The sequence below is a fragment of the Asticcacaulis currens genome, assembly GCF_028550395.1.
Classification (GTDB): domain Bacteria; phylum Pseudomonadota; class Alphaproteobacteria; order Caulobacterales; family Caulobacteraceae; genus Asticcacaulis; species Asticcacaulis currens.
On the sequence record NZ_JAQQKW010000008.1, the window covers coordinates 16,896 to 43,196 of the forward strand.

A 26,301-nucleotide genomic window follows, 5' to 3' on the forward strand; every position below is an offset into this window, starting at 1 on the left:
CACACGGCGGGATATGATGCGGACGGCTCTCTGTAACGGAACCGCGTCGCGGTGACGGAGGGTGTTTGTGAAATCCACTGAGCGTTGGTTCGCCATGGCGGGGGTGGTGCTGATGTCGCTGGTGGCCGTAGCGGGCTTTGCCATCGCCATCTATGCCGCATGGCTGTTTCATGACCTGCCCGATGGGAACGAGATCGTGGATTACCGCCCGCCGACCTCGACGCGCCTGTTCGCGTGGGACGGCACGCTGATCGGTGAATTTGCGCAGGAACGCCGCATCTTCATCCCCTATAACCGCATCCCCGATCGCATCAGCCACGCCTTTCTGGCGGCCGAAGACCGCAACTTCTTCAACCATTCTGGCGTCGATGTCGGTGGCCTGTCGCGGGCCATGGTCAAGAACGTGATCAATTTCGTGCAGGGCCGCCGCCTCGAAGGCGGGTCCACCATCACGCAGCAGGTGGCCAAGAACGTCCTTTTGTCGAATGAGCGGACCATCGGGCGCAAGCTGAAGGAATTTATTCTGGCGCGGCGGCTCGAAACCTCCCTGACCAAGGAACAGATCCTCGAACTCTATCTGAACGACATCTATCTCGGCTATCGCTCCAACGGGATCGGCACGGCGGCCTATAACTATTTCGGCAAGTCGGTGGATCAGCTCACCCTGGCTGAGGCCGCCTATCTGGCCGCCCTGCCCAAGGGGCCGCACAACTATCACCCCATCCGTCGCAAGGATCAGGCCATTGCCCGCCGCAACTGGATTCTGGGCGAAATGGCGTCGGTTGGCTGGGTGACGAAGGCCGAGGCCGAGGCCGCCATGCGTGAGGATCTGGTGGTGCAGTCGGCCCCGCAGCGCACCAAGTACCGCGATGCCGACTTCTTCGTGTCGGAGGTCGAGCGCCGTTCCAAGGCGCTGTTCGGTGAGGACATCTATTCGGCGGGCTACTATCTGAAGACCACGCTCGACCCCAAACTCCAGACGGCGGCGCGCATTGCCCTGATGGACGGGCTCGAACTCTATGACCGCCGTCACGGCTGGCGCGGCGCATGGGGGAACATCAGCGGTATCAATGAGGGCTGGCAGCAGGAGGCCGCCGCTGTCGAGGCCAAGCTGCCCGAACGGCGCAAGGCGCCGTTTGAACGCCCCGACTGGCAGGTCGCGGTGGTCGAGCGCGCCGGTGGCGCCATCCGTCTGGCCGAGGCTCCAGCGGGCGAAAACCACGGCAATCTCCGTGCTTCGGACGTGGCGTGGGCGCAGGGCGGGGCAGGGCTCAAAGCCGGTGACCTGATTTATGTGGCGCGTGACGCGACAGGGGCCTATGCCCTGAAGCAGGTACCGGCGGTCAATGGCGCGCTGGTCGCCATCGACCCGTGGACGGGCCGCGTCGTGGCCATGGTCGGCGGCTATTCCTTCTCTCTGTCGAAGTTCAATCGCGCCACGCAGGCCAAGCGTCAGCCCGGTTCGGCCATCAAGCCGTTCATCTATGCCACGGCCTTGGAAGGCGATTTCACCCCGGCCTCCATCGTGGTCGATGGTCCCATCACCTTCAAGGGGGCCAATGGCGAGTCGTGGTCGCCCAAGAACTATTCGCGCACCTATTACGGGCCGCAAACCCTGCGCAAGGGACTTGAGCTGTCGCGCAACGCCATGACCGTGCGCCTTGCCGACAAGGTGGGCATGAAGACGGTGGCGGCCAAGGTGGTGCAGTACGGTGCCGTCGATAGTATGGAACCCTATCTGTCCAACGCGCTGGGTTCGACGGAAACCACGCCCTATCAGCTCACCGCCGCCTATTCGGCCTTCGTCAATGGCGGGCGGCGCATCAAGCCGCACCTGATCGAGCTGGTGCAGGACTATCAGGGCAAGGTCATCTACCGGGCCGATCAGCGTAAATGTCCGGCCGGCTGTACGCGCGCCTTTGACGGCACGGAATCGCCGCGCCTGACGCCCGAAGGGCAGCAGGTGATGGACCCCATTGTCGCCTATCAGATCAACTCCTTCCTGCAGGGCGTGGTGCAGCGCGGTACGGCGGCGCGCGCCAGTGCGCTGGGCATCCCGCTGGGCGGGAAGACCGGCACGACCAATGAATACCGCTCGGCGTGGTTCGTCGGCTTTACGCCCGATCTGGTCGCGGGGGTGTTTGTCGGCTTCGACGACAACCGCTCTCTGGGCGAGTCGGAAACCGGCGGCTCGGCGGCCCTGCCGATCTTTATCGACTTCATGGCCTCGGCGACGAAGAACAAGCCCGTCAAGGACTTCCGCAAGCCGAAGGACGCGGTCTATGTGTCGATCCGCGGCCATGAGGAAGCCTTCCGCCCCGGCACCGAGCCCAAGGTTATCGAGCGCGCCCCCGATGTGGTCGATGGTCCCAAGCCCTATAACGAGGTGTGGCGCGACGGCCTGACGGGGCAACCGTCCAATCAGGCGACCCCGCAGGATCAGCCGAAAAAGAAGAAGTACGTCGATGAGATCGAGGAAGAGGTTCTTTACTGAACCTCCTCCGATCGCGGCCACCTGACCGCGAAACGTGTTGCCATTTTGCGCGGGCGCGGCTATCCCCCACGGCTACCTTTTTTACCGTAAGGACATTGTAATGCGACTGGATGTTGAGGCTTCGGCCAGGGACATCGAGCAATCCATCGGATTGCTCAGGAGGCGTCTTTGACTGGGACGTCGCTCTAAGACGTCTCGACGAACTGAATGCGCGGGTCGAAGACCCGACGCTGTGGGACAAGCCCGAAGAGGCGCAGTCCGTGATGCGCGAACGCACCAAGCTGAGCGGCGGCGTCGAGGCGGTCAACAGCCTGACCAAAGAGCTTAAGGACGCGCTCGACTATGCCGAACTGGCCGATATGGAGGGCGACGAGGAACTGCTCGAAGAAGCCCGCGCCATGCTGAAAGCCATCAAGGACAAGGCGGCCCGCGCCGAGCTTGAGGCGCTCCTGTCCGGCGAAGCCGACGGCAACGACGCCTATGTCGAAATCAATTCCGGGGCCGGGGGCACGGAGTCGTGCGACTGGGCCGGTATCCTTTTGCGCATGTACACGCGCTGGGCCACCCAGCACGGCATGACGGTATCCATCGAAGAAGAGACGCCCGGCGAACAGGCGGGCATCAAGTCGGCGACCATCATGGTCAAGGGCACCAATGCCTATGGCTGGCTGAAGACCGAGGCCGGGGTGCACCGTCTGGTGCGTATCTCGCCCTTCGATTCCAATGCGCGCCGCCACACCTCGTTTGCTTCGGTGTGGGTATATCCGGTGGTCGATGACACCATCGTCATCGACATCAATCCGGCCGATGTGCGCACCGATACCTACCGCGCGTCGGGGGCGGGCGGTCAGCACGTCAACAAGACCGACTCGGCGGTGCGCCTGACGCACATCCCGACCGGTATTGCTGTGGCCTGTCAGGCCGGACGCTCGCAGCACGCCAACCGCGACGAAGCGTGGAAGATGCTGCGTGCCCGCCTGTACGAGCTGGAACTGCAAAAACGCGAGGCGGCGCAGGCGGCTCTCGAAGACCAGAAGACCGATATCGGGTGGGGTCACCAGATTCGCTCCTACGTGCTTCAGCCCTATCAGATGGTCAAGGACCTGCGTACCGACGTCGAAACCTCGGATTCGCAAGGGGTTCTGGACGGTGATCTGGACGCCTTCATGGGGGCGTCTCTGGCCCAGCGGGTCGGCGCGACCCGCGATGCCGTCGAAGAATAAAACCAAAAAGCCGGGGCACAAACCCCGGCTTTTTTTGTACCCATAGCCGATACGTCCATGCCGCCCGACCTTCGCCGCTCACTGGATTTGATCCGCCGCCTGATGCCGCCCGAACAGCCGTGGTGGCTGATCGGCTCGGCGGCCCTGTCACTGAGCGGGCTGCCGGTCACGGTACGCGACGTGGATGTTTATGGCCCCTCAGAGGTCATCGAGGCCGCCCGGATCGCCCTGGGCGTGCCCGTGAGTCCGCCGCGCGCCGACAATCGCTTTCGCTCCCGCCCTTATTTTCAGTACCGTCCACCGGGCGGGCTGGAGATCGACTTTATGGGCGGATTGCAAGTGTTTTCAGCGGGCGACTGGCGTGAGTTGCGAATCGAAAGTGATGTGTGGATCGAAGGGGGGCGGGTGCCGACCCTGAGCGAACAGGCGGCCCTGCTGCGCCTCTTTGGACGCCCGAAGGACAGGGCGCGTCTGGCGCTGATCAGCGGCTCAGACACGCCTTGAGCGACCCAGGGCTCAGGCCCGCAGCTTTTCGAGCTGGTTGATGTTTTCGCGGACGTCGGAGGCGAAATTCTGGATCAGGGATTCCAGTTGCAGCGACTTTTGCGAGACCTCATCGACGCGGCGGGCGATCTCCTGAGAGGCGGCGTCCTGCTGCGAGACCGCGCCCGCGATTTCCGAACCGATGGACTCGGTGGTCTGGGTCACGTGTGTCACCTCGTTCATCGAGGCAGAGGCTTTTTCGGCCGCCGTCTGGATGGTGGCGATATGGGACTGGATCTGCTTGGTGGCATTGGCCGATTGCGTCGCCAGTTGCTTGACCTCGGTCGCCACGACGGCGAACCCCTTGCCCGCTTCGCCCGCGCGCGCCGCCTCTATGGTGGCATTGAGGGCCAGCAGATTGGTCTGCGACGCGATGCCGTTGATCAGGGTCACCACTTCGGAAATCTGGGCGATAGAAGCCTGTAGCTCTGAAAAGACCTTTGAGGTTTCGCCGACATTGGCCGACGCCTGTGCCGTGGCTTCGGAAGAGCGGCGCACACGGCTGGCGATTTCACGGATTGACAGAGCCAGTTCGTCAGTCGCCCCGGCAATGGCGGCGATTTCGCCGGAGGACTGGGTGGCGACGGCGGTCGAGTCGGTGACCATGCCTTCGACCAGTTGCGTAATGCGGTGATGAATGCGGCCTTCTTCCACGCGGCTGAGCTCGGCCAGTTTCTGTTCGTGCACGTCGATCAGCGAGCCGCAGGCACGCAGCGGGGTGCCGGAACGGTCGCGCAGCACGCCGCCCACCGCCCGGAACCATTTGTAGCTGCCGTCAGCGATCTTGAGACGGTAGGTCACATCATAGCTCAGCTTGCCCGTGCGATCATTGAGGCAGGCGGAAAAGGCATCGAAGGTCGGCTGGGCGTCTTCGGGATGCAGGCGGTCGGCCCAGGAGGATACCACGTCCGGAAATCCCTTATAGTCGTGCGGGGCAAAACCCATCACACGCCGCAGTTCGGGGGACCAGCGCCAGCGGCTTTGGGCGTGCATCGGATCGGCATTGTGGATGATGGCGTCCCACAGACCGACGCCTGCAAAGCTGTCCAGCAGCTCAAAGCGGGTGACCGCGTCGCGTTCCTCGTGGATGTCGATCAATGCCCCGCAGGCGCGAACGGCTGTACCCTGCGTATTGCGCACCACGCCGCCGATGGCGCGGAACCAGCGATAGGCCCCGTCGCGCCTCTTCAGACGATATTGCACGTCGTATTTCGTCTGCCCCGAGCGGTCCGCCAGACAGGCACCAAAGGCGTCAAAGGTCGCCTGCGCGTCTTCAGGGTGCAGGCGGTCCGACCACGAATGGACCTCTTCGGGGAAGCCCGCCACATCGCCGGGCTGAAAGCCCAGCAGACGGCGGAACTCTTCCGACCAGCGCCACTGGCTTTCGCGGTGCATCGGGTCGCCATTATGCAGCACCGCGTCCCACAGGCCGACTCCGGCGTGACGGCTCAAAACCGACCACAGCTCCTTGAACGACTGGCTTTCCGTATCGGTCTTCGCGTTGGAAAATAAGCCCATCTCTTAATGCCTCCCTGCTGAACTGTATCGGGCCGTCGGTTTCGCGGCGCACTTATAGTGATGTTATTCCTCGGCCGGTCTTTCGGTTTGGTTAATGAGACATGGAGTAAGCGCATGTTTTTAAATACCTATTTATGTTTGCGTCGCGGTGCCATGCAACCTTTCCGGTACGGCTTTTGAGGGTGGCGTGATGATCGCCCACTTGTCATTTCTCGTGCGCCCTGCCTTACTGAGGGGCAATGGAGGCGGCGATGTGGGAATGGATCGGTGTGCTGTGCTGTCTGGCTGGACCGGCCATGGCGGCGGACTATTACGTCAATGGGACGACCGGTAACGACGCCCAGCCGGGTACTCAGGCGCAACCGTGGCGCAGCCTCAGCCGCGTCCATGCCCAGACGCTTGAACCCGGTGACCGTATTCTGCTGGCGCGTGGCACGGCCTTTGTCGGGCATCTGACCATTGCCCAGTCCGGCACCGAGGCCAAACCCATCGTGGTCAGCGCCTATGGCGAGGGGCCCGCGCCGAAGCTGATGAACCCGCGCTTCGGACTGGAATTCGGGCGGGTTGTGTCGGTGTACGGCAGCTATGTGACCGTCGAAAACCTCTACCTCTATGACGGGGCCACCCCGCCGCCGGATGAGCCGCCCTTGCCGTGGAAGGAAAGCCATCAGCACAAACTGGTGACCGAAATGGCCGGTATCTATACCGATGCCACCACCCACCACGTCACCCTGCAAAACAATGAATTCAACAACATGCCGGTGGGTGTTCGCGTGCGTGGCGCGAACTCACTTGTAAAAGGCAATTATTTTCACGACGCCTCGCGCATCACCGAATACTGGGGCGCGATGGCCATTGTCATCGTCGGGCCGCACAATGAGGTGGCGCACAACCGCATTGAAAACTACGGCTTCTATGGCGGGTCCTATGTCAATGACGGAGCGGCGGTCGAACTGGACGGCGAGGACCGTTTCTTCGACGCGCACCACACCTTTGTGCACCACAATCTGTCGCGCAATACCAAGGGTGGCTTTCTGGAAATCGCCGGCAATACGCACGACGTGACCATCGCCAAAAATATCAGCGACGATGTCGATAAGTTCGTCGGGACCAATGGCATCCGTAACCTGAAGATCGACGGCAACATCATCATCCGTACACGGATTCCGGACATTACGGACAAGGACTTCTGGTCGCTGCGCGCGATCTTCTGGTCGATCTGCTGGAACGGCTGCGCCGGCGACCGCGACGCCGGGGTGAGCATTACCCGCAATATCTTCTATCTGACGGCCCCGCATCGCATCTACCTGGGGCCGGACAATCCACACGGCTTTATGTCGGCCACGCACAGCGCCAATCTCTACTGGTCGCCGGACGGGGACGCCGCCGCCATGCTGGGTAAGCCACTGGGGGCTGAGGAGGCCATTGCCGATCCGGGGTTTAAAGACCTGCTCAACGGAGATTACGGGCGGCAAACGCAATGAAACCTCCTGATCCCGAAACACAACACGTCGAGCGCAATAGTGAGCGCGCCCGTTCGCTCTTCCTTCAATTGGCTGATAAGTATGCTTTAAAGTTGGAGTGGGATGAGACGTCTCCGGTTGAACTCGCGGCGACGCTGCCCCAACAGCCTGGCCTTGATTGGTCATTATGGCTGTGTTTGCAGAATAATGACGAGCTTTGGATTTCGGGCGGCTTTTTTACATTTTCGTGGTTTCCTGTGGAGGATGCCAAAGTAGAGGCTGAGTTTGCTGAGGCTCTGGACGGTATTCTGTCAGGAAGATTCCAACTCAGGTGTGTTTACGGATCACTAGGTCAATCACCGTGCCGAGTGGAACTTGAAACGGGCGCTTTCGATAAGGGGCCTTCGCTGGCTTCATACGGGTTTGGGCCGATATTTTTCAGATTCGGTGGTGCCGAGGTGATCCTGCGCAATGGTCATCCGACGATTAAAACTGGCCGCGCGGTGAAGCTGCCCTTGCCGTGATGTGTGCCTGACTATCGAAGCGAGGATCACAAAAAAATAATCCCCCACACCCCCTCGACAAGTGGGGACAGTTGCGCTATCGCATCCTCCCTTTAAGGCGTATTGCGTCCTTAAACCTGCCCGAATGCCGGTCTTCTGCTCTTTCCACCGGCGATGGGGCCTGACTTTCTGTTTTGGAAAGTTATTGAAAAACAGCGTCTTTGACCGAAAGCGGTCATAAAAGAGCGGGCGCATCCAACTGTTTCTCAATGCCCCATCCGGGGTTTCTCGACACATTCACTGCGTCTCAAACGCTTTACAGGAACAACGATGGCCTTATCGTTCACCGAAAAGAAGCGGATTCGGAAGTCTTTTGGCCGAATCCCCGAAGCGATCCGTATGCCGAACCTGATCGAGGTTCAGCGCTCCTCCTACGAACAATTCCTGCAACGTTTCGTCCGCGCTTCGGAGCGCGTTGACGACGGTCTGGAAGCCGTGTTCAAGAGCGTCTTCCCGGTCAAGGACTTCAACGAGCGTGCGACCCTCGAATACGTCTCTTACGAGTTCGAAGAGCCGAAATACGACGTCGAAGAGTGCATTCAGCGCGACATCACCTATGCCGCTCCGCTGAAGGTCAAGCTGCGCCTGATCGTGTTTGAAACGGACGAGGACACGGGTGCCCGTTCGGTGAAGGACATCAAGGAGCAGGACGTCTATATGGGCGATATCCCGCTCATGACGGACAAGGGCACCTTTATCGTCAACGGCACCGAGCGCGTGATCGTGTCGCAGATGCACCGTTCGCCGGGCGTCTTCTTCGACCACGACAAGGGCAAGACCCATTCGTCGGGTAAGCTTCTCTTCGGCGCGCGCATCATCCCGTACCGCGGTTCGTGGCTCGATTTCGAATTCGACGCCAAGGACATCGTCTATGTGCGTATCGACCGCCGCCGCAAGCTGCCCGCCACGACCTTCCTGTCGGCGCTGGGCATGGACGGCGAAGAAATCCTCACCACCTTCTACGACGTCGTGCCCTATGAGAAGCGCGATGCCGGCTGGGTCACGCCGTACAAGTTCGAGCGCTGGCGCGGGGTGAAGCCGGAATTCGACCTGATCGACGCCGACTCGGGCGAAGTGGTCGCGCAGGCCGGGACCAAGATTTCGGCGCGGACCGCCAAGAAGCTGGGCGACACGGTGAAGGCGCTGCTGCTTTCGCCGGACGCCCTGAATGGCAAGTATCTGGCGCGCGACGCGGTCAATTTCGAGACTGGCGAAATCTACGCAGAAGCCGGTGACGAGCTGGACCCCGCCGCCATCAAGGTGCTGGAAGAGCAGGGCTTCACCACCATCGACGTGCTCGATATTGACCACGTGACCGTGGGTGCCTATCTGCGCAACACGCTGCGTGTCGATAAGAACACCTCGCGTGAAGATGCGCTGTTCGACATCTACCGCGTCATGCGTCCGGGCGAGCCGCCCACGATCGAAGCCGCTGAAGCCATGTTCCAGGGCCTGTTCTTCGAACTGGAGCGCTACGACCTGTCGGCCGTGGGCCGCGTCAAGATGAACATGCGTCTTGAGCAGGACGTCGCCGATTCCGAGCGCACCCTGCGCAAGGACGATATTCTGAAGATCCTGCGCATCCTGATCGGTCTGCGCGACGGTCGCGGCGAAATCGACGATATCGACAACCTCGGTAACCGTCGCGTGCGTTCGGTGGGCGAACTGCTGGAAAACCAGTACCGCGTCGGCCTGCTGCGCATGGAACGCGCCATCAAGGAGCGCATGTCGTCGGTCGATATCGACACCGTCATGCCGCACGATCTGATCAATGCCAAGCCGGCCGCGGCGGCGGTGCGTGAATTCTTCGGTTCGTCGCAGCTGTCGCAGTTCATGGACCAGACGAACCCGCTGTCGGAAATCACGCACAAGCGCCGCCTGTCGGCCCTTGGGCCGGGCGGTCTGACGCGCGAACGCGCGGGCTTCGAAGTCCGCGACGTGCACCCGACCCACTATGGCCGTATCTGCCCGATTGAAACGCCGGAAGGCCCGAACATCGGTCTGATCAACTCGCTGGCCACCCACGCCCGCGTCAATAAGTACGGCTTCATCGAAAGTCCCTACCGCAAGGTCATCGACGGCAAGCCGCAGGACGAAGTCGTCTATATGTCGGCGATGGAAGAGTCCAAGCACGTCATCGCTCAGGCCAATATCAAGCTGGGCAGCGAAGGCATTGTCGAAGACCTCGTGCCGGGCCGTGTCAACGGTGAGCCGGGTCTGCAACCGGCCCCGACCGTCGATTATATGGACGTGTCGCCGAAGCAGGTTGTTTCGGTCGCCGCCGCCCTGATCCCGTTCCTCGAAAACGACGACGCCAACCGCGCGCTGATGGGTTCGAACATGCAGCGTCAGGCCGTGCCGCTGGTGAAGGCCGATGCGCCCTTCGTCGGCACCGGCATGGAATCGGTCGTCGCCCGCGACTCCGGGGCCACCATTGCCGCCCGCCGTACCGGCGTGATCGAGCAGGTGGACGCCACCCGTATCGTTGTGCGCGCCACGGACGAGCTTGATCCTACCAAGCCGGGCGTCGATATCTACCGCCTGTCGAAGTTCCAGCGTTCGAACCAGAACACCTGTATCAACCAGCGTCCGATCGTGAACGTGGGTGACAAGGTGTCGGCCGGTGACATCATCGCCGACGGTCCGTCTACCGACCTCGGCGATCTGGCTCTGGGCCGCAACGTCCTCGTCGCCTTCATGCCGTGGAACGGCTACAACTTCGAAGACTCGATTCTGATTTCCGAACGCATCGTGCGCGACGACATCTTCACCTCTATCCACCTGGAAGAGTTTGAAGTCATGGCCCGCGACACGAAGCTTGGGCCGGAAGAAATCACCCGCGACATCCCGAACGTCGGCGAAGAAGCCCTGCGCAACCTCGACGAAGCCGGTATCGTGGCCATCGGTGCCGAGGTGCAGCCGGGCGACATCCTCGTCGGCAAGGTGACGCCGAAGGGCGAAAGCCCGATGACGCCGGAAGAAAAGCTGCTGCGCGCCATCTTCGGTGAAAAGGCTTCGGACGTGCGTGACACTTCGCTCCGTCTGCCCCCCGGCGTCGCCGGTACCATCGTCGAAGTCCGCGTCTTCAACCGTCACGGTGTGGACAAGGACGAACGCGCCATGGCTATCGAGCGCGCCGAAATCGAGCGTCTGGGCAAGGACCGCGACGACGAACTGTCGATCCTTGAGCGCAACATCTATGGCCGCCTGAAGGAAGTCATCCTCGGTCAGACCGCCGTTTCGGGCCCGAAGGGTCTGGGTCGCGGTGAAATCACCGAAGAGAAGCTCTCCGAAATCTCGAAGGGCCTGTGGTGGCAGATTGCGCTCGAAGACGAGAAGCTGATGGGCGAGCTGGAGGCCATGAAGCGCCAGTTCGAAGACGCCCGCAAGCGTCTGGACCGTCGCTTCGAGGATAAGGTCGAAAAGCTGCAACGCGGCGACGAACTGCCGCCGGGCGTCATGAAGATGGTCAAGGTCTTCGTGGCCGTGAAGCGCAAGCTTCAGCCGGGCGACAAGATGGCCGGCCGTCACGGCAACAAGGGGGTTATCTCCAAGATCCTCCCGGTCGAAGACATGCCGTTCCTCGCCGATGGTGAGCACGTCGATATCGTGCTGAACCCGCTGGGCGTGCCGTCGCGCATGAACGTCGGTCAGATCTTCGAAACCCACCTCGGCTGGGCCTGCGCCAATATCGGCAAGCAGATCACCAACCTGCTCGAAGAGTGGCAGAACGGCGGTCAGAAGCAGGCGCTTATCGACCACCTGAAGGGCGCTTACGGTGCCGATCAGGAGCTGCCGGAAACGGAAGAAGAGCTGATCGAACTGGCGAAAAACCTCGCGCGCGGCGTGCCGATTGCGACCCCGGTCTTTGACGGTGCGCACATTAACGACATCGAGAACATGCTTGAGTTTGCCGGTCTCGATCGTTCGGGTCAGTCGATCCTGTACGATGGTCTGACGGGTGAGCAGTTCAAGCGTCCGGTCACCGTCGGCATCATCTACATGCTGAAGCTGCACCACCTTGTCGATGACAAGATCCACGCACGCTCCATCGGGCCATACTCGCTCGTCACCCAGCAGCCGCTGGGCGGTAAGGCGCAGTTCGGCGGTCAGCGCTTCGGGGAAATGGAGGTCTGGGCTCTGGAAGCCTATGGTGCCGCCTATACCCTGCAGGAAATGCTGACCGTGAAGTCGGACGACGTGGCCGGCCGGACCAAGGTGTACGAAGCCATCGTCCGCGGCGACGACAGCTTCGAAGCCGGTATCCCGGAAAGCTTCAACGTCCTGATCAAGGAAATGCGTTCGCTGGGTCTGAACGTGGAACTGGAAAACGGGCAGGGATAGTCCTGACCTCCGCCTATGCTCCTCCCCTGCGTAGCGGGGGAGGGGGACCACGAAGTGGTGGAGGGGGCCTGCCCCCGCATCGCTGCCCACTAAGTTCTAATGACGGAAAGCTGGAATTCATATGAACCAGGAAGTCCTCAATATCTTCAATCCGGTCCAGGTCGCCCCGACCTTCGACCAGATCCGCATCACCCTGGCCTCGCCCGAAAAGATCCTGTCGTGGTCGTTCGGTGAGATCAAGAAGCCGGAAACCATCAACTACCGCACGTTCAAGCCGGAACGTGACGGCCTGTTCTGCGCCCGTATCTTCGGTCCGACCAAGGACTACGAATGCCTGTGCGGCAAGTACAAGCGCATGAAGTACAAGGGCATTATCTGCGAAAAGTGCGGCGTCGAAGTAACCCTGTCGCGCGTTCGCCGTGAACGCATGGGCCATATCGAGCTGGCGTCGCCGGTCGCGCACATCTGGTTCCTGAAGTCGTTGCCTTCCCGCATCGCCATGTTCCTCGACATGGCGCTGAAGGACGTTGAGCGCGTTCTGTACTTTGAAAACTACATCGTCACCGAGCCGGGCCTGACGCCGCTGAAGCTCAACTCGCTGCTCAGCGAAGACGAGTATTATCGCTATCAGGAAGAGTTCGGCGACGACAGCTTCACCGCTGAAATCGGGGCCGAAGCCATCCGCAACATGCTGATGTCGATGGACCTCAACGAGGTCGCCGACAAGCTGCGTGCCGAACTGGCCGACAATCCGTCGGAAATGAAGGCCAAGAAGGCCTCCAAGCGCCTCAAGCTGATCGAAAACTTCATCGAATCCGGCAACCGTCCGGAATGGATGGTGCTGACGGTCGTGCCGGTCATCCCGCCGGAACTGCGCCCGCTGGTGCCGCTGGACGGTGGCCGTTTCGCCACCTCTGACCTCAACGACCTCTATCGCCGCGTCATCAACCGCAACAACCGTCTGAAGCGCCTGATGGAACTGCGCGCGCCGGACATCATCATCCGCAACGAAAAGCGGATGTTGCAGGAATCGGTCGATGCCCTGTTTGACAACGGCCGTCGCGGTCGCGTCATCACAGGTGCCAACAAGCGTCCGCTGAAGTCGCTGGCCGACATGCTGAAGGGTAAGCAGGGTCGCTTCCGTCAGAACCTGCTTGGTAAGCGCGTGGACTATTCCGGTCGTTCGGTTATCACCGTCGGTCCGGAACTGAAGCTGCACGAATGCGGCCTGCCCAAGAAGATGGCGCTGGAACTGTTCAAGCCCTTCATCTATGCGCGACTCGACGCCAAGGGCCTGTCGGGCACCGTCAAGCAGTCCAAGCGCATGGTCGAGCGCGAGCAGCCGCAGGTGTGGGACATCCTCGAAGAGGTCATCCGTGAACACCCGGTCCTGCTCAACCGCGCCCCGACCCTGCACCGCCTCGGCATTCAGGCCTTTGAACCGAAGCTGATCGAAGGCAAGGCGATCCGTCTGCACCCGCTCGTCTGTTCGGCCTTCAACGCCGACTTCGACGGCGACCAGATGGCCGTCCACGTGCCCCTGTCGCTCGAAGCGCAGCTTGAAGCGCGCGTGCTGATGATGTCCACCAACAACATCCTCAGCCCCGCTAACGGCAAGCCGATCATCGTGCCGTCGCAGGACATCGTGCTGGGTCTCTACTACCTGTCGCTGGTCAAGGACGGTGAGCTGGGTGAAGGCATGATCTTCGCCGACCTCAACGAAATCCAGTCGGCGCTCGACGCTGGTGTCGTTTCCATGCACGCCAAGGTCAAGTGCCGCTTCACCGAAGTGGACCCGGACGGCGTTCAGCGCACCCGCGTCATCGACACGACGCCGGGCCGCATGAAGATCGCTGCCCTGCTGCCGCTGCACGCTTCCATCGGCGTCCGCGTTCTGGAAAAGAACCTGACCAAGAAGGAAATCGGTAACCTGATCGACGTGGTCTATCGCCACTGCGGTCAGAAGGCGACGGTGATCTTCGCCGACCAGATGATGGCTCTGGGCTTCAAGGAAGCTGCCCGCGCCGGTATCTCGTTCGGTAAGGACGACATCGTTATCCCCGAAACCAAGCACGGCATCGTCGAAGAGACGCGCAAGCTGGTGGAAGAATACGAGCAGCAATACGCCGACGGTCTGATCACCAAGGGTGAGAAGTACAACAAGGTGGTTGACGCCTGGTCCAAGGCGACCGACCGCGTGTCGGACGAGATGATGAAGGAAATCAGCCGCAAGCTGAAGACCGACGATGGCCGTGAAAAGGAGATCAACTCGATCTACATGATGGCCAACTCCGGTGCCCGCGGTTCGCAGGCCCAGATGAAGCAGCTCGGCGGGATGCGCGGCCTGATGGCCAAGCCGGACGGTTCGATCATCGAAACGCCGATCATCTCGAACTTCAAGGAAGGCCTGACCGTTCTTGAATACTTCAACTCGACCCACGGTGCGCGTAAGGGTCTGGCCGATACGGCTCTGAAGACGGCGAACTCCGGTTACCTGACCCGTCGTCTCGTGGACGTGGCTCAGGACTGCATCATCATGGAAGAGGACTGCGGCACGACCAAGGGCATCACCATGCGCGCCGTCGTCGAAGGCGGTGACGTGCTGGTGTCTCTGGGCGCGCGCGTCCTTGGTCGCACCACGGCCGAAGACATCAAGGACGTCGCTTCGGGCGAAGTCGTGGTGCCGGCCGACACCTATGTCGATGAAAACGTCGTCGATCAGATCGAAGCTTCCGGCGTTCAGTCGGTCAAGGTGCGCTCGGTCCTCACCTGTGAGGCCGAACAGGGCACCTGCGCCGCCTGCTACGGTCGTGACCTGGCCCGCGGCACCCGCGTCAATATGGGTGAAGCGGTCGGCGTCATCGCCGCGCAGTCGATCGGTGAACCGGGCACCCAGCTCACCATGCGTACCTTCCACATCGGCGGTACGGCTCAGGTGGCCGAGCAGTCCTTCTATGAGACGACGTCGGCCGGCGTGATCAAGCTGTCGGCGGCTCCGACCGTCCGTGGCTCGCACGGCGACCTGATCTCCATGTCGCGCAACCTGATCATCACCATCCATCACGATGGCAAGGATCGCGAAACCTACAAGGTGCCCTACGGCTCGCGTCTGCGCGTCGAAGAGGGCACCGAGGTCAAGAAGGGCCAGCGTCTGGCGGAGTGGGACCCCTATACCACCCCGATCATCACCGAAGTCGGCGGTAAGATCCGCTTCGAAGATCTGACCGAAGGTCAATCGGTCCGCGAGGAAACCGACGAAGCCACCGGCATCACCAACCGCGTCGTCACCGACTTCCGCGCCTCTTCGCGCGCGGCGGATCTGCGTCCGACCCTCGGTCTGGTCGATGACAGCGGCGCCTATAAGCGTCTGTCGAACGGGGCCGAAGCCCGCTACCTGCTGCCGGTCGGGGCCATTCTATCCGTCGGCAATGGCGACGAGGTCCGTCCGGGTGAAATCATCGCCCGTATCCCGACCGAAGGTGCCAAGACCCGCGACATCACCGGCGGTCTGCCGCGCGTCGCCGAACTGTTCGAAGCCCGCCGTCCGAAGGATTGCGCCGTCATCGCCGAAATGGATGGCCGCGTCGAATTCGGTCGCGACTACAAGAACAAGCGCCGCATCAAGATCACCCCGGAGGACGGTGGCGAACCCGTCGAATTCCTGATCCCGAAGGGCAAGCATATCTCCGTCCACGACGGCGATATCATCCAGAAGGGCGACTACATCATCGACGGCAACCCCGATCCGCACGATCTGCTGCGTATTCAGGGCGTTGAGGCGCTGGCCGAATACCTCGTCAACGAGGTGCAGGAGGTCTATCGTCTGCAAGGCGTGCCGATCAACGACAAGCACATCGAAGTCGTGGTCCGTCAGATGCTGCAAAAGGTCGAAATCCTGGAGCCCGGCGATACCGGCCTCATCAAGGGCGATCAGCTCGACAAGGGCGAAGTGGAAGCCGAGAACCTCAAGGCTGAAAAACGTGGCGGTCGTCCCGCCCTCACGGCCCCGGTCCTGCTCGGTATCACCAAGGCCTCGCTCAACACCAAGAGCTTCTTCTCGGCCGCTTCGTTCCAGGAAACGACGCGCGTCCTGACCGAAGCCTCGGTGCAGGGCAAGATCGACACCCTCGATGGCCTGAAGGAAAACGTCATCGTCGGCCGCCTGATCCCGGTCGGCACCGGCGCCTACCTGCGCCGCCTGCAACGCATCGCCATGAAGCGCGACGAGGCTCTGGCCCATCAGCGCGAAGAGACGATGGAGCCGCTGCCGGCGGAAGTCCTGCTCGAAGGCCCTGCGGCCGAGTAAGCATGAAAGAAAGGCGAGGGGTCTCGACCCCTCGACCCCCCAAACAAAAAAGCCTCCGGGGTTCGCTCCGGAGGCTTTTTTCGGTCCTTGACGGTATGTCACCCATGGGTTACATGTAACCTATGGGTTATATTTCTAAGGCGACCGACGTGGATAACGAAAAGCGGATTGAGCAGGCCGAAAGACAGAGACTCTGGCGACGTTTGTTGCTGGCCATTAATGGTGTTGCCTATTTTGCGTGGATCGGTTCGCAAGGTTTAAACCAGACCGGCCTCCTCGGCTGGTCCCCGCAAGAGTGGAGCCTCATCCAGACACTCAGCTGGCCGATCTGGGCGATAAGTCTGGGGGGCGTGTTCGTGCAGATGGCGTGGTTGCGACGCAACCGACAGGTGACGCGACTGATCGATGATGAGCGCACCGCCCATGTCACAAGATACGCCTATCAAGGGGGATATTGGGGGTTGTTACTGGCGGTCGCCGCCGTCTATGCGGCGACCTTCTTTACTCAGGTGGATGCCCGCGTCGTCCTGCCGCTACTGTTGGCAACGGGGGTCACGCTCAATTCGTTTATCTATGCCTGGCTTTACCGGGGATAGGGCCCAATGCACGAAGTGAGGCTTAAAAACCGGCTGAAAGATATCCGTTCAGCCCGCAATCTGACGCAGGCCGATCTGGCCGTGATGGCCGGTGTATCGCGCAAGACAATCAATACCATTGAAAACGAGGTCTTCGTGCCTTCGACCCTGTTGGCGCTCAAACTGGCCGAGGTGCTCGATTGTCGTGTTGAAGACATATTCTATCTGGAAGGAGGCTCCCGATGAACTGGATGCAGGCCGATAAACAGTATCGGAAAAAGCGTTTTGAGAAGGCTGAGCAGCGCCGCAAGGCCATGATGCAGGTGGCTGTCCAGATTGCGCTATGGAGCGGTACTTTAGGGGGTATGGCCTGGCTGGCCAGTCTTGCCTTCCTTGTGCGGTGATGACGACGCCTGTCCGCCGTCCTACTTCTATAAGAATCATTCGGCGTGAAGGCGGGCAGACGGCTTCAACTGTCGGTAAAGCCACGGCTCAACAAGCGACACGACAACCATAACGGCGGCGCTGGCAAAGGCCAGACCCAGCGCGTTCAGCGCCAAGGCTCCGTAACAGGCGCAACCGCCTGTAGCGATGAGCATAACGATCCCTAGCACATGTAAGGGGGCCCACTGACCGCTCGTAACGCGGATAAACAGCAGGTTACCAAGGAGGTAGAGGGCGGGGCCGCCAAGGATCGACGTCATATTGACAACCCCGGCCGCTTCATGCGGATGCAGAAGAACGTGCTCGTCACCGACGGCCGTCAGTATAATCCCCGCAACCAATAACAGATGGACATAGGTATAGGCGACCTGCGCCAGTTCGCCGGGCAACTCCGCCGTGGCGATCTTATGGCTGGCCTTACTGGCCGTGATGCCAAAATAGAGCCACCACATAGCGATACAGGTGATAAAGGATTGCAGGAAGGCGAGGGTGGTATCAATGGACAGGGCTTCCTTTGCAAAGCTGGCCCCCATGACGAGGATCGACTCGCCGAGGGCGATGATAACAAATAAGCCGCAGCGTTCGGCCAGATGTTCGCCATCGACGTCCCAGGTTTCAAATGACGACTTGCCAATACCCGGCACCCAGTAAAAGGCGCGCGGCCCGATATATTCGATCAGAAGAGCTATCGCCCACAGACCCAGCCGGGCGTCGCCGTGACTGAATGCGCCCCCTATCCAGAAGGCACCCGACACCACGAACCACGTCGTAATGCGAATAAAATTCAGATGGTTTTCATGACTATGGGCGCGCACATTGATAGCCATGAACAGCGACCGCCCCACCTGCATGGCCACGTAGCAGCCGGCGAAGATCAGTCCGTGGGTCGGGCTGGAAAAGGCCTGCGGCAGAGAGGTTGTCAGTCCAAGCCCGACCAGCATCAGAACGAACAGCATGACCCGAACCGGCCCGCTTTCGGGATTCATCCAGTTGGTCACCCACGAGGTATAGATCCATACCCACCATACGGCGAGCAGCAGAAACCCCGTTTCCAGCGCGCCTCTTGGGGTGAAATGAGCCAGAAGCGAATGCGATAACTGCGTGATAGCGAACACAAAAACCAGATCGAAGAACAGCTCGATAAAGCTGACCCGGCCTGAATGAGCGGCGTTGCGATCGCGAAACAGGAGTGATGTCATATGGCTTGCCCCGCCGCCCAGCCTGATGACCAGGCCCACTGGAAATTATAGCCGCCCAGCCAACCCGTAACATCCAGCGCTTCGCCAATAACGTACAGGCCGGGACAGAGCAGACTTTCCATGGTTTGCGAAGAGATTTGCCGGGTGTCAATCCCCCCCACGGTCACCTCGGCGGTGCGGTAACCTTCGGTGCCGTCGGGGATCAGCGCCCACGGCTGCATCAGGGCCGTCAGCGCGCTTAAGCGCTTGTCCGAAAGGTCGGCAATGCGAGTCTCAGGGGCGATGATCGTGGCCTCCAGAATGCGTTCACTCAGGCGCGCCGGCACGAGGTCGGGCAGGACATTGCCGATATGCTGGCGCGGCGTGGATTGGCGGCGCTCCTTCAAAACGGCCAAAGCGTCGGTACCCGGCAGGAGGTCGATTTCCACCGTCTGTCCCGGTGTCCAGAAGGACGAAATCTGCAACATGGCCGGCCCCGACAGGCCGCGGTGGGTAAACAGGAATCCGTCCTCAAACACCGTCTTGCCGATGCGGGCGCGTGCCTGAAGAGAGACGCCGGAAAGTCCTGAAATATAATCGAGTTTTTGTCCGCCCAGCGTAAAGGGCACAAGGCCCGCACGCGGGGCAATCAGCCCATGCCCGAAGCGTTGCGCCACCTCATAGGCAAAGCCCGTCGCCCCCATCTTGGGGATCGACAGACCACCCGTGGCCAGCACCAGCTTCGGCGTCTCGATCACGCCATCCGGCAGGGAGAGGCGAAACCCCTCTGGCGTCTTGTCGAGCCCCTGCACCGGGCTTTGCAGCCACAGTTCGCCGCCGTGGGCGCGCAGATCGCCCAGCAGCATGTCGATAATGTCTTTGGCCGAGTTGTCGCAGAACAACTGGCCTTCGGTCTTGTGATGATAGGGGATATTGTGGGCGATGACGCGGTCGAGAAAATCCCACGGTCCGAAGCGCTTGAGCGCCGATTTGCAGAAATGCGGGTTTTGCGACAGATAGTGTTTGGGCGCGGCCTCAAGGTGCGTAAAGTTGCAACGCCCGCCGCCGGAAATGCGGATCTTCTCCGCCGGGGCCCGCGCATGGTCGATGACGACCACCTTGCGACCGCGCTTTGCCGCTTCGATGCCGCACATCAATCCGGCGGCACCGGCCCCGATTATGACCGCCTCAAAGCTACGCATGGACTTATCCCGAAAAATTTACCGCGACCTGACGCTTGGTCACGCTTGTGTCTGAAAAAATTGCCGTTAAGGTCAAGCCCGACGGCGTCAACTCAAGCGCCTTACACACACTCAGAGGAAATGACCATGTCCGATCTGGCCGCCATTACGCAAAAAATCACCGCCGCCGTGGGCGAAAACTCCGGTCTGGGCAAGATCGTCAAGCTCGACTTCGGTGACGATGGCAAGATCCTGATCAATGCCGCCAATGTGCCGAACGTCGTCTCCAACGAAGACGGCGCCGCCGATACTACGGTCGTCGTCTCCATCGACAACCTGAAGGCGCTGGCGCAGGGCCAGCTCGATCCGATGATGGCCTTCATGCAGGGCAAGCTGAAGATCATCGGCGACATGGGCATCGCCCAGAAGCTGGTGCCGCTACTCAAAGGCTAAACCTCGAAAGCCCCGCTTCGGCGGGGTTTTTTGTTAGCCCGGCCCCGAGCGATTGGGGGCCGACTGCGCGATCACCCGGTCGCCGACAAACGGATTGTGGGCGCGTTCGGCGGCGAAGCTCGACATCGGGCCGTGCCCGCAGACGAACTGCACATCGCCCAGCGGCCAAAGCCGCGTGGTGATGGCGTTGATCAGGTCGGCATGGTTGCCGCGCGGAAAGTCGGTGCGCCCGATCGAGCCGCGAAACAGAATATCCCCCACCTGAGCGAACTGGCTTTCGGGGTGGTAGAAGATGACGTGGCCCGGCGTATGGCCGGGGCAGTGGATCACCTGCCATTCGGTTTCGCCCAGGGTCACCGTGTCGCCGTGCGTGAGCCAGCGCGTCGGCTCGAAGCTTCGGGCGTCGTAAATCCCCCAGCGTTTGGCGTCTTCCGGGATGCGTTCGATCCAGAAGCGGTCGTCCTCGTGCGGGCCTTCGATGGGCGCGCCCGTCGCCTCATGCAAAGCCTCCGTCCCGCCCGCGTGGTCGGCGTGGCCGTGCGTCACCCAGATTTTCTCAACCGTCAGGCCGCGTCGCTTTATTTCGGACAGCACCGGCTCGATATCGCCGCCGGGGTCGATCACGGCGGCTTTCTGCGTTTTCGTGCACCACACGACGGTGCAGTTCTGCTGTAGCGGCGTGACGGGGGCAACGAACAGACGGATAGGGGGGGCAGCGGTCATAAGGGTCCGGATAGAGGCATTTGGATCACGCACTGTGGCACTTCGTGACAGAATGGTTAAGCCTGTGGCGTGAACTTGGTTGCAGAGTGAACTTTTGCATTATAGGCTCAAAACCTTCGGCTTCGCATCAACGGAAGTCAGTAAAAAAGATAGGGGGGTCTGGATAATCCTCAGGGGATGGTCCCGACCAGATCAGAGTTCATCAAAGGGTGACAAATGAACACTTGGCGCATTAAGCCATTGGATGCGATCCTGGCGACCGCAGAAAAGAAGTCTCTGCATCGCTCGCTGGGCGCTTTCCAGCTCACCATGCTGGGGATTGGGGCGATCATCGGGACGGGTATCTTCGTCCTGACGGCAGCGGCGGCTCAGAAGGCCGGTCCGGGGATGATGCTTTCTTTTATCGTGGCCGGTTTTGTCTGTGCGGTGGCCGCGCTCTGCTATTCCGAACTGGCTTCGATGGTGCCGGTGTCGGGTTCGGCCTATACCTACACCTATGCGGTGATGGGCGAACTGCTGGCCTGGATGGTCGGCTGGGCCCTCATTCTCGAATACGCGGTGGCCGCGTCTGCCGTCTGCGTTGGCTGGTCCGGCTATATTATGGGGCTGATCGAACACGCGACGGGGTTTGCGTTGCCGGAACTCCTCAGTAACGGGCCGGCCTGGTCGATGAACGGCTATATGCCGGTCGCCGACTTCAGCCACGGTATCGTCAACCTGCCGGCCATCATCGTGGCGGGGCTGGTGACGTGGTTGCTGGTCATGGGGACGTCCGAAAGCGCCATGGTCAATGCCATTCTGGTGGTGATCAAGGTGACGGCGCTGACGGCCTTCATCGTCCTCAGCCTGCCGCTGCTCAAAGGCGAGAATTTCACGCCCCTGATGCCGACGGGTCTGTTCGGCCATGACGGTCTGGGGGTCATCGGGGCCGCCGCCTCAATCTTCTTCGCCTATGTCGGCTTCGATGCGGTTTCGACCGCCGCCGAAGAAACCAAGAACCCGCAGCGCAATGTCCCCATCGGCCTGATCGGGTCGCTGGCCATCTGCACCATCTTCTACCTGCTGGTCGCCGCCGGTGTGATCGGCACGGTCGGCGCTCAGCCCCTGCGTGACGCCGCCGGTGTCGTCCTGTCACCCGATTCGGCGGCCTTTGCGGCCCACTGTAAGGAACTGGCGGCGGCGGGGAATGCCCCCATTGTCTGTTCGCGCGAAGCTCTGGCCGAGGTTCTGCGCATCAACGGCTTCGCTCAGGTCGGCAATCTGGTCGGTTTGGCGGCCTCGATCGCCCTGCCGTCGGTTATCCTGATGATGATCTATGGCCAGACGCGCATCTTCTTCGTCATGGCCCGCGATGGCCTGCTGCCGGAAAAGCTGGCCGATGTGCACCCGAAGTGGAAGACGCCGTGGAAGGTCACCATCTTCACCGGTATCTTCGTCGCCATTGCGGCCGCCTTCTTCCCGGTCGGTCAACTGGCGGACATCTCCAACTCCGGTACGCTGTTTGCCTTCTTCATGGTGGCCATCGCGGTTCTGGTCCTGCGCAAGACCGATCCGAACCGTCGCCGTCCGTTCAAGACGCCGCTGATCTGGATCGTCGCCCCGCTGGCCATTGCCGGAACGCTGGGCCTCTACCTCAACCTGCCGCTGGTGGCCAAGCTGGTGCTGCCCATCTGGGGCGCCATCGGTCTGGTCATCTACTTTGGCTACAGCCGCAGCCATTCGCACGTCGGCAAGGGTCTGATCGAGGTGCATGAGGACGACTCGGATGTGCCGCCCAGCTCGGTGCCGCCAATCAGCTAAGCCTTGATTGCTGACAAGCATAGGTTACAGAGAACGCCTCGGCTCCAGAGCCGGGGCGTTTTTTGTCGGAACAGACCGTGCTGCCCATTGAAGAGATTTTTGCGCCGCTGAGGGCCTTTCTGGCTGAGCGGACGACCGCCATCCTGATCGCGCCGCCGGGGGCGGGCAAGACGACGGGCGTGCCACTGGCCCTGCTCGATGAAGCGTGGCTGGCCGGGCAAAAGATCGTGATGCTGGAGCCGCGCCGGTTGGCGGCGCGGGCGGCGGCCATGCGTATGGCGGAGGTCTTGGGCGAACCCGTGGGCCAGACGGTCGGCTACCGCGTGCGCGGCGACAGCCGGGTATCCAAACAGACGCGCATCGAAGTCGTCACCGAAGGGGTGTTTTCGCGGCTGATCGTCGATGATCCGACGCTGGAAGGCATGGGCTGCGTCATTTTCGACGAATTTCATGAACGCAGCCTCGATGCCGATCTGGGGCTGGCCTTCGCCCGCGACAGCCAGAGCGTGCTGCGCGACGATCTGCGTATTCTTGTCATGTCGGCAACGCTGGACGGGGAGCGCGTCCGAAGCGTGTTGCCCGATGCGGAGGTGTTTCATTCTCTGGGCCGCGCCTTTCCGGTGACCACCCACTATACCGGCCGCGATCAGACTCTGCGGCTGGAAGAGGATGTGGCGAAGGTCGTGGCGCGGGTGGCGGCGCGGCTGACGCCCGAGCGTGCCGAGACGATGCTGGTCTTCCTGCCGGGGCAGGGCGAAATCCACCGTGTGGCGACGCTGCTGGCCGAAAAGGGCCTGCCGCCCTTCATTGAGGTGCACAAGCTCTATGGCGCGATGGAGGCGAAGGATCAGACGCGGGTGCTGGCCAAAAATGCCCCCGGCACGCCGCGCATCGTGCTGGCCACGGCCATTGCCGAAACCTCGCTGACGCTCGACAAGGTGTCGATGGTGGTCGATAGCGGCGTGGCGCGGCTGGGGCGCTTCGATGCGGCGCGCGGCGTGGTGCGCATGGTGACCGAGCGCGTCTCAAAAGCGGCCGCCGATCAGCGGCGCGGGCGGGCCGGGCGGACGCAGGCGGGCGACTGCTACCGCCTGTGGGATGAAGAAAACGACCGGTCTCTGATCCCCTTTGCGCGGCCGGAAATCCTCGATACCGACCTGTCGCGGCTGGTGCTTGACCTGCGCCTGTGGGGGGCGAAATCGACAGACGGATTAGCTCTGCTTGATCATCCACCGAAGGCGGCTTTGCACGAGGCCGAAAAGCTGCTGCGCGGGCTGGATATTCTTGATGCAAAGGGTGAAGTCACGCCGCACGGGCGGCTGGTTGGGCGGCTGCCCATGTCGCCGCGTCTGGGGCACATGCTGCTGCTGGCGGCGCGCGATGGCCTGAGCGATCAGGGGGCGGCTCTGGCGGTGTTACTGTCGGAAAACGGTCTGGGGGGCAAGGCGACCGATCTCGACCTGCGGCTGGAGGGCCTGTCGAAGGAGCGTTCGCCCAAGGTGGCGCAGGCGCGGCAGCTGGCGCAGACCTGGGCGCGTCTGGCCGGGCAACTGGTGCGTGATCTGCCGAAGGACGCAGCGTATGCGCAAAGCGCCGTCAAATCGGTCCATGCCCTGCTGGCCGAATGTTTCCCGGAGCGCGTGGCCAAGGCGCGGGGGAAGGCCGGGGAATTTGTCATGGCCAATGGGCGCGGCGTCTATGTCGATGAACATGATCCGCTGGCGCGCGCGCCCTATATCGCGGTGGGCGATCTGGGCGGCGGGGCCGGGCGCGACCGCGTGCTGCTGGGGGCGGCCCTGAGCGAGGCCGAGGTCTTGAGCCTGTTTGCGGACCGACTGGAAAAGCGCACCGTGCTGGAGCGCTTTAATGGCCGCTACCGCGCGCTGGCGCAGGTGCGCTTCGGCGAGCTGATCCTGTCGAGCCAGCCCTTACCCGCCGTGCCACCGGAATTGCTGATTGAGGCCGAGGCTGAAGAAATCCGCACCAAGGGGCTGAAAGTCCTCAAATTTTCCGAAAATGCCGAAAGCCTGCGCGCGCGGGTCAATTTTCTACACGCGCAGGACCCGACCTGGCCCGACCTGTCGGATGAGGCCCTGCTGAGCGGTCTGGCCGACTGGCTGGGCCCCTATGCCGCGGGGCGGCCCCTTCTTTCGCTGACCGCCAGCGACGTGTATCAGGCCCTGCTGGGGCGGCTCGATTATGACCAGCAACGCGCGCTCGATACACTGGCGCCCGAACACTGGCGGATGCCGACGGGGTCGAATATCCGCATCGACTATGGGGCCGAAGGCGGGCCGCGGCTGGAGGTGCGGGTGCAGGAACTGTATGGCGTGACGCAGCACCCCGTGGTGGGGCCGCAGCGGACGCCACTGACCCTGGCTCTGCTGTCGCCGGCGCATCGCCCTATCCAGATTACGAAAAACCTGCCCGCTTTCTGGGACGGCTCATGGGCGGAGGTGCGCAGCGACATGAAGGGCCGCTATCCGCGCCACGTCTGGCCGGAAAACCCCCGCGACGCCGACCCCACCACGCGGGCCAAGCCGCGCGGTACGTAAAACCATGATCTCACATTTTTTGTCGCGCATTTGATTCCGAAACGGAGTTCGGCGAAGCCAAAACCGTTGCACACTTTTCGGAATGCGCTCTACACCCAACGTATAAGCCACAGGAGTTGCCATGATCACCGTCCATCACCTGAACAATTCGCGTTCGCAGCGCGTGCTGTGGCTTCTGGAAGAACTGGGGCTCGACTATGAGATCGTGCGCTATCAGCGCGATCCCGACATGTTCGCGCCGCCCGAACTGAAGGCCATCCACCCACTCGGCAAGTCGCCGGTCATTACCGATAACGGCCTGACCATCGCCGAAACGGGCGCGATTGTAGACTATATTCTGGACACCTATGGGCAGGGACGGCTCGTGCCCGCAGATCCGAAAACGCGGCTACAGATGCGCTACTGGCTGCACTATGCCGAAGGGTCGGCCATGCCGCTATTGCTGCTGAAACTGATTACCAGCCAGTTGCCGGCCAAGGTGCCGGGGCTGATCCGCCCGATTGCGCGTCAGATCGCCAAGGGGCTTGAAGCCAAGATGGTCACGCCCGGCCTGAAGACGCATCTGGCCTTCTGGGAGGCGTCGCTGAAAGACACAGGCTGGTTCGCGGGCCACGCCTTGAGCGCCGCCGACATCATGATGAGCTTCCCGGTCGAGGCGGCGGTGAGCCGCGCCGGAGCGGGACAGAGCGCGATCTTGCAGGATTTTGTCGCGCGCATCCACGCCCGCGACGCCTATCAACGCGCCCTGTCCCGTGGCGGGCCTTACGACTACGCCTGAGTCTTGGTCGTGGTCGTCTTGGTTTCGTGGTTGTGGATGGGCTTCGACTGATCGTCCTTGACGATGACGACGCAGCCCGACAGGCTGGCGGCGAGGACGGTCAGGGCGGCCACTTTGAGGATAAGCGATTTCATCTTGAGTCTCTCTGGGTAAGGGGAGG

19 protein-coding genes are annotated in these 26,301 nt (G+C 61.7%); 14 read left to right on the forward strand and 5 right to left on the reverse strand.

The features are described from left to right. Positions 1-61 precede the first annotated feature (61 nt). From PQU94_RS13425 to PQU94_RS13435, 3 genes are all read left to right on the forward strand, one after another. A complete protein-coding gene (locus PQU94_RS13425; RefSeq protein WP_338735800.1) occupies positions 62-2,494 on the forward strand; it encodes a penicillin-binding protein 1A in 2,433 nt (810 codons plus the stop codon). Positions 2,495-2,594: 100 nt separating this feature from the next. After that, positions 2,595-3,717, forward strand: a protein-coding gene (gene prfB, locus PQU94_RS13430; RefSeq protein WP_272741958.1) for a peptide chain release factor 2 whose coding sequence is annotated in 2 segments (ribosomal slippage) — positions 2,595-2,663 and positions 2,665-3,717 — 1,122 coding nt in all. Because the reading frame shifts where the segments join, the coding sequence is not laid out codon by codon here. 57 nt (positions 3,718-3,774) lie between these two features. Continuing rightward, a complete protein-coding gene (locus PQU94_RS13435; protein WP_272741959.1) occupies positions 3,775-4,221 on the forward strand; it encodes a nucleotidyltransferase family protein in 447 nt (148 codons plus the stop codon). Between the two features lie 12 nt (positions 4,222-4,233). Here the strand turns inward: PQU94_RS13435 and PQU94_RS13440 are convergent, their stop codons facing one another. Continuing rightward, the gene (locus tag PQU94_RS13440) at positions 4,234-5,778 is read right to left on the reverse strand and encodes a methyl-accepting chemotaxis protein (RefSeq protein WP_272741960.1); all 1,545 of its coding nucleotides are present in this window, start codon (positions 5,776-5,778) and stop codon (positions 4,234-4,236) included. A 251-nt stretch (positions 5,779-6,029) separates the two neighbouring features. Between PQU94_RS13440 and PQU94_RS13445 the strand changes: the two genes are divergently transcribed. From PQU94_RS13445 to PQU94_RS13475, 7 genes are all read left to right on the forward strand, one after another. Beyond that, positions 6,030-7,262 (forward strand): right-handed parallel beta-helix repeat-containing protein, encoded by a 1,233-nt coding sequence (locus PQU94_RS13445; RefSeq protein WP_272741961.1) that lies wholly within the window; start codon positions 6,030-6,032, stop codon positions 7,260-7,262. Then, the gene (locus PQU94_RS13450; RefSeq protein WP_272741962.1) at positions 7,259-7,765 is read left to right on the forward strand and encodes a hypothetical protein; all 507 of its coding nucleotides are present in this window, start codon (positions 7,259-7,261) and stop codon (positions 7,763-7,765) included. Before PQU94_RS13445 ends, PQU94_RS13450 begins: the two co-directional genes overlap by 4 nt. Positions 7,766-8,074: 309 nt before the next feature. Continuing rightward, positions 8,075-12,148, forward strand: coding sequence for a DNA-directed RNA polymerase subunit beta (gene rpoB / locus PQU94_RS13455; protein WP_272741963.1), 4,074 nt, complete (start codon positions 8,075-8,077; stop codon positions 12,146-12,148). 121 nt (positions 12,149-12,269) lie between these two features. Further along, complete coding sequence (gene rpoC / locus PQU94_RS13460) at positions 12,270-16,454, forward strand: DNA-directed RNA polymerase subunit beta' (protein ID WP_272741964.1); 4,185 nt, start codon at positions 12,270-12,272, stop codon at positions 16,452-16,454. Positions 16,455-16,603: 149 nt separating this feature from the next. Beyond that, positions 16,604-17,050, forward strand: coding sequence for a hypothetical protein (locus PQU94_RS13465; RefSeq protein WP_272741965.1), 447 nt, complete (start codon positions 16,604-16,606; stop codon positions 17,048-17,050). Positions 17,051-17,056: 6 nt separating this feature from the next. After that, entirely contained in the window at positions 17,057-17,275 is a 219-nt protein-coding gene (locus PQU94_RS13470) for a helix-turn-helix transcriptional regulator (protein WP_272741966.1), read from the forward strand. Continuing rightward, positions 17,272-17,433, forward strand: a complete 162-nt coding sequence (locus PQU94_RS13475; protein ID WP_272741967.1) for a hypothetical protein — start codon at positions 17,272-17,274, stop codon at positions 17,431-17,433. The genes PQU94_RS13470 and PQU94_RS13475 overlap by 4 nt, the downstream gene beginning before the upstream one ends. 36 nt (positions 17,434-17,469) lie before the next feature. Here the strand turns inward: PQU94_RS13475 and PQU94_RS13480 are convergent, their stop codons facing one another. Then, positions 17,470-18,672, reverse strand: a complete 1,203-nt coding sequence (locus tag PQU94_RS13480; RefSeq protein WP_272741968.1) for a low temperature requirement protein A — start codon at positions 18,670-18,672, stop codon at positions 17,470-17,472. Beyond that, positions 18,669-19,853 (reverse strand): BaiN/RdsA family NAD(P)/FAD-dependent oxidoreductase, encoded by a 1,185-nt coding sequence (locus PQU94_RS13485; RefSeq protein WP_272741969.1) that lies wholly within the window; start codon positions 19,851-19,853, stop codon positions 18,669-18,671. Before PQU94_RS13485 ends, PQU94_RS13480 begins: the two co-directional genes overlap by 4 nt. 126 nt (positions 19,854-19,979) lie before the next feature. On the opposite strand from PQU94_RS13485, the gene PQU94_RS13490 reads away from it, so the two are divergent. Then, positions 19,980-20,285, forward strand: coding sequence for an SCP2 sterol-binding domain-containing protein (locus tag PQU94_RS13490; protein ID WP_272741970.1), 306 nt, complete (start codon positions 19,980-19,982; stop codon positions 20,283-20,285). 33 nt (positions 20,286-20,318) lie between these two features. Here PQU94_RS13490 and PQU94_RS13495 read toward each other — a convergent pair whose 3' ends face one another. Continuing rightward, positions 20,319-21,008 (reverse strand): MBL fold metallo-hydrolase, encoded by a 690-nt coding sequence (locus tag PQU94_RS13495; protein WP_272741971.1) that lies wholly within the window; start codon positions 21,006-21,008, stop codon positions 20,319-20,321. A 216-nt stretch (positions 21,009-21,224) separates the two neighbouring features. Between PQU94_RS13495 and PQU94_RS13500 the strand changes: the two genes are divergently transcribed. The 3 genes from PQU94_RS13500 to PQU94_RS13510 all read left to right on the forward strand — a co-directional run bounded on the left by PQU94_RS13500 (position 21,225) and on the right by PQU94_RS13510 (position 26,141). Next, on the forward strand, positions 21,225-22,808 hold the full coding sequence (locus tag PQU94_RS13500) for an amino acid permease (RefSeq protein ID WP_272741972.1): 1,584 nt from the start codon (positions 21,225-21,227) through the stop codon (positions 22,806-22,808). 77 nt (positions 22,809-22,885) lie between these two features. Next, positions 22,886-25,363 (forward strand): ATP-dependent helicase HrpB, encoded by a 2,478-nt coding sequence (gene hrpB / locus PQU94_RS13505; protein ID WP_272742082.1) that lies wholly within the window; start codon positions 22,886-22,888, stop codon positions 25,361-25,363. A gap of 121 nt (positions 25,364-25,484) precedes the next feature. Continuing rightward, on the forward strand, positions 25,485-26,141 hold the full coding sequence (locus PQU94_RS13510) for a glutathione S-transferase family protein (RefSeq protein WP_272741973.1): 657 nt from the start codon (positions 25,485-25,487) through the stop codon (positions 26,139-26,141). Here PQU94_RS13510 and PQU94_RS13515 read toward each other — a convergent pair. Next, on the reverse strand, positions 26,132-26,275 hold the full coding sequence (locus tag PQU94_RS13515) for a hypothetical protein (protein ID WP_172961272.1): 144 nt from the start codon (positions 26,273-26,275) through the stop codon (positions 26,132-26,134). The two genes, PQU94_RS13510 and PQU94_RS13515, sit on opposite strands and share 10 nt — an antisense overlap. Positions 26,276-26,301 lie beyond the last annotated feature (26 nt).

Coding starts and splice junctions, on each gene's coding strand:
- PQU94_RS13515 (WP_172961272.1), bottom strand. CDS start 26,275: ATGAAATCGCTTATCCTCAAAGTGGCCGCCCTGACCGTCCTCGCCGCC.
- PQU94_RS13450 (WP_272741962.1), top strand. CDS start 7,259: ATGAAACCTCCTGATCCCGAAACACAACACGTCGAGCGCAATAGTGAG.
- PQU94_RS13485 (WP_272741969.1), bottom strand. CDS start 19,853: ATGCGTAGCTTTGAGGCGGTCATAATCGGGGCCGGTGCCGCCGGATTG.
- PQU94_RS13475 (WP_272741967.1), top strand. CDS start 17,272: ATGAACTGGATGCAGGCCGATAAACAGTATCGGAAAAAGCGTTTTGAG.
- PQU94_RS13440 (WP_272741960.1), bottom strand. CDS start 5,778: ATGGGCTTATTTTCCAACGCGAAGACCGATACGGAAAGCCAGTCGTTC.
- PQU94_RS13480 (WP_272741968.1), bottom strand. CDS start 18,672: ATGACATCACTCCTGTTTCGCGATCGCAACGCCGCTCATTCAGGCCGG.
- PQU94_RS13510 (WP_272741973.1), top strand. CDS start 25,485: ATGATCACCGTCCATCACCTGAACAATTCGCGTTCGCAGCGCGTGCTG.
- PQU94_RS13490 (WP_272741970.1), top strand. CDS start 19,980: ATGTCCGATCTGGCCGCCATTACGCAAAAAATCACCGCCGCCGTGGGC.
- PQU94_RS13500 (WP_272741972.1), top strand. CDS start 21,225: ATGAACACTTGGCGCATTAAGCCATTGGATGCGATCCTGGCGACCGCA.
- rpoC (WP_272741964.1), top strand. CDS start 12,270: ATGAACCAGGAAGTCCTCAATATCTTCAATCCGGTCCAGGTCGCCCCG.
- PQU94_RS13435 (WP_272741959.1), top strand. CDS start 3,775: ATGCCGCCCGACCTTCGCCGCTCACTGGATTTGATCCGCCGCCTGATG.
- PQU94_RS13445 (WP_272741961.1), top strand. CDS start 6,030: ATGTGGGAATGGATCGGTGTGCTGTGCTGTCTGGCTGGACCGGCCATG.
- PQU94_RS13495 (WP_272741971.1), bottom strand. CDS start 21,008: ATGACCGCTGCCCCCCCTATCCGTCTGTTCGTTGCCCCCGTCACGCCG.
- rpoB (WP_272741963.1), top strand. CDS start 8,075: ATGGCCTTATCGTTCACCGAAAAGAAGCGGATTCGGAAGTCTTTTGGC.
- PQU94_RS13470 (WP_272741966.1), top strand. CDS start 17,057: ATGCACGAAGTGAGGCTTAAAAACCGGCTGAAAGATATCCGTTCAGCC.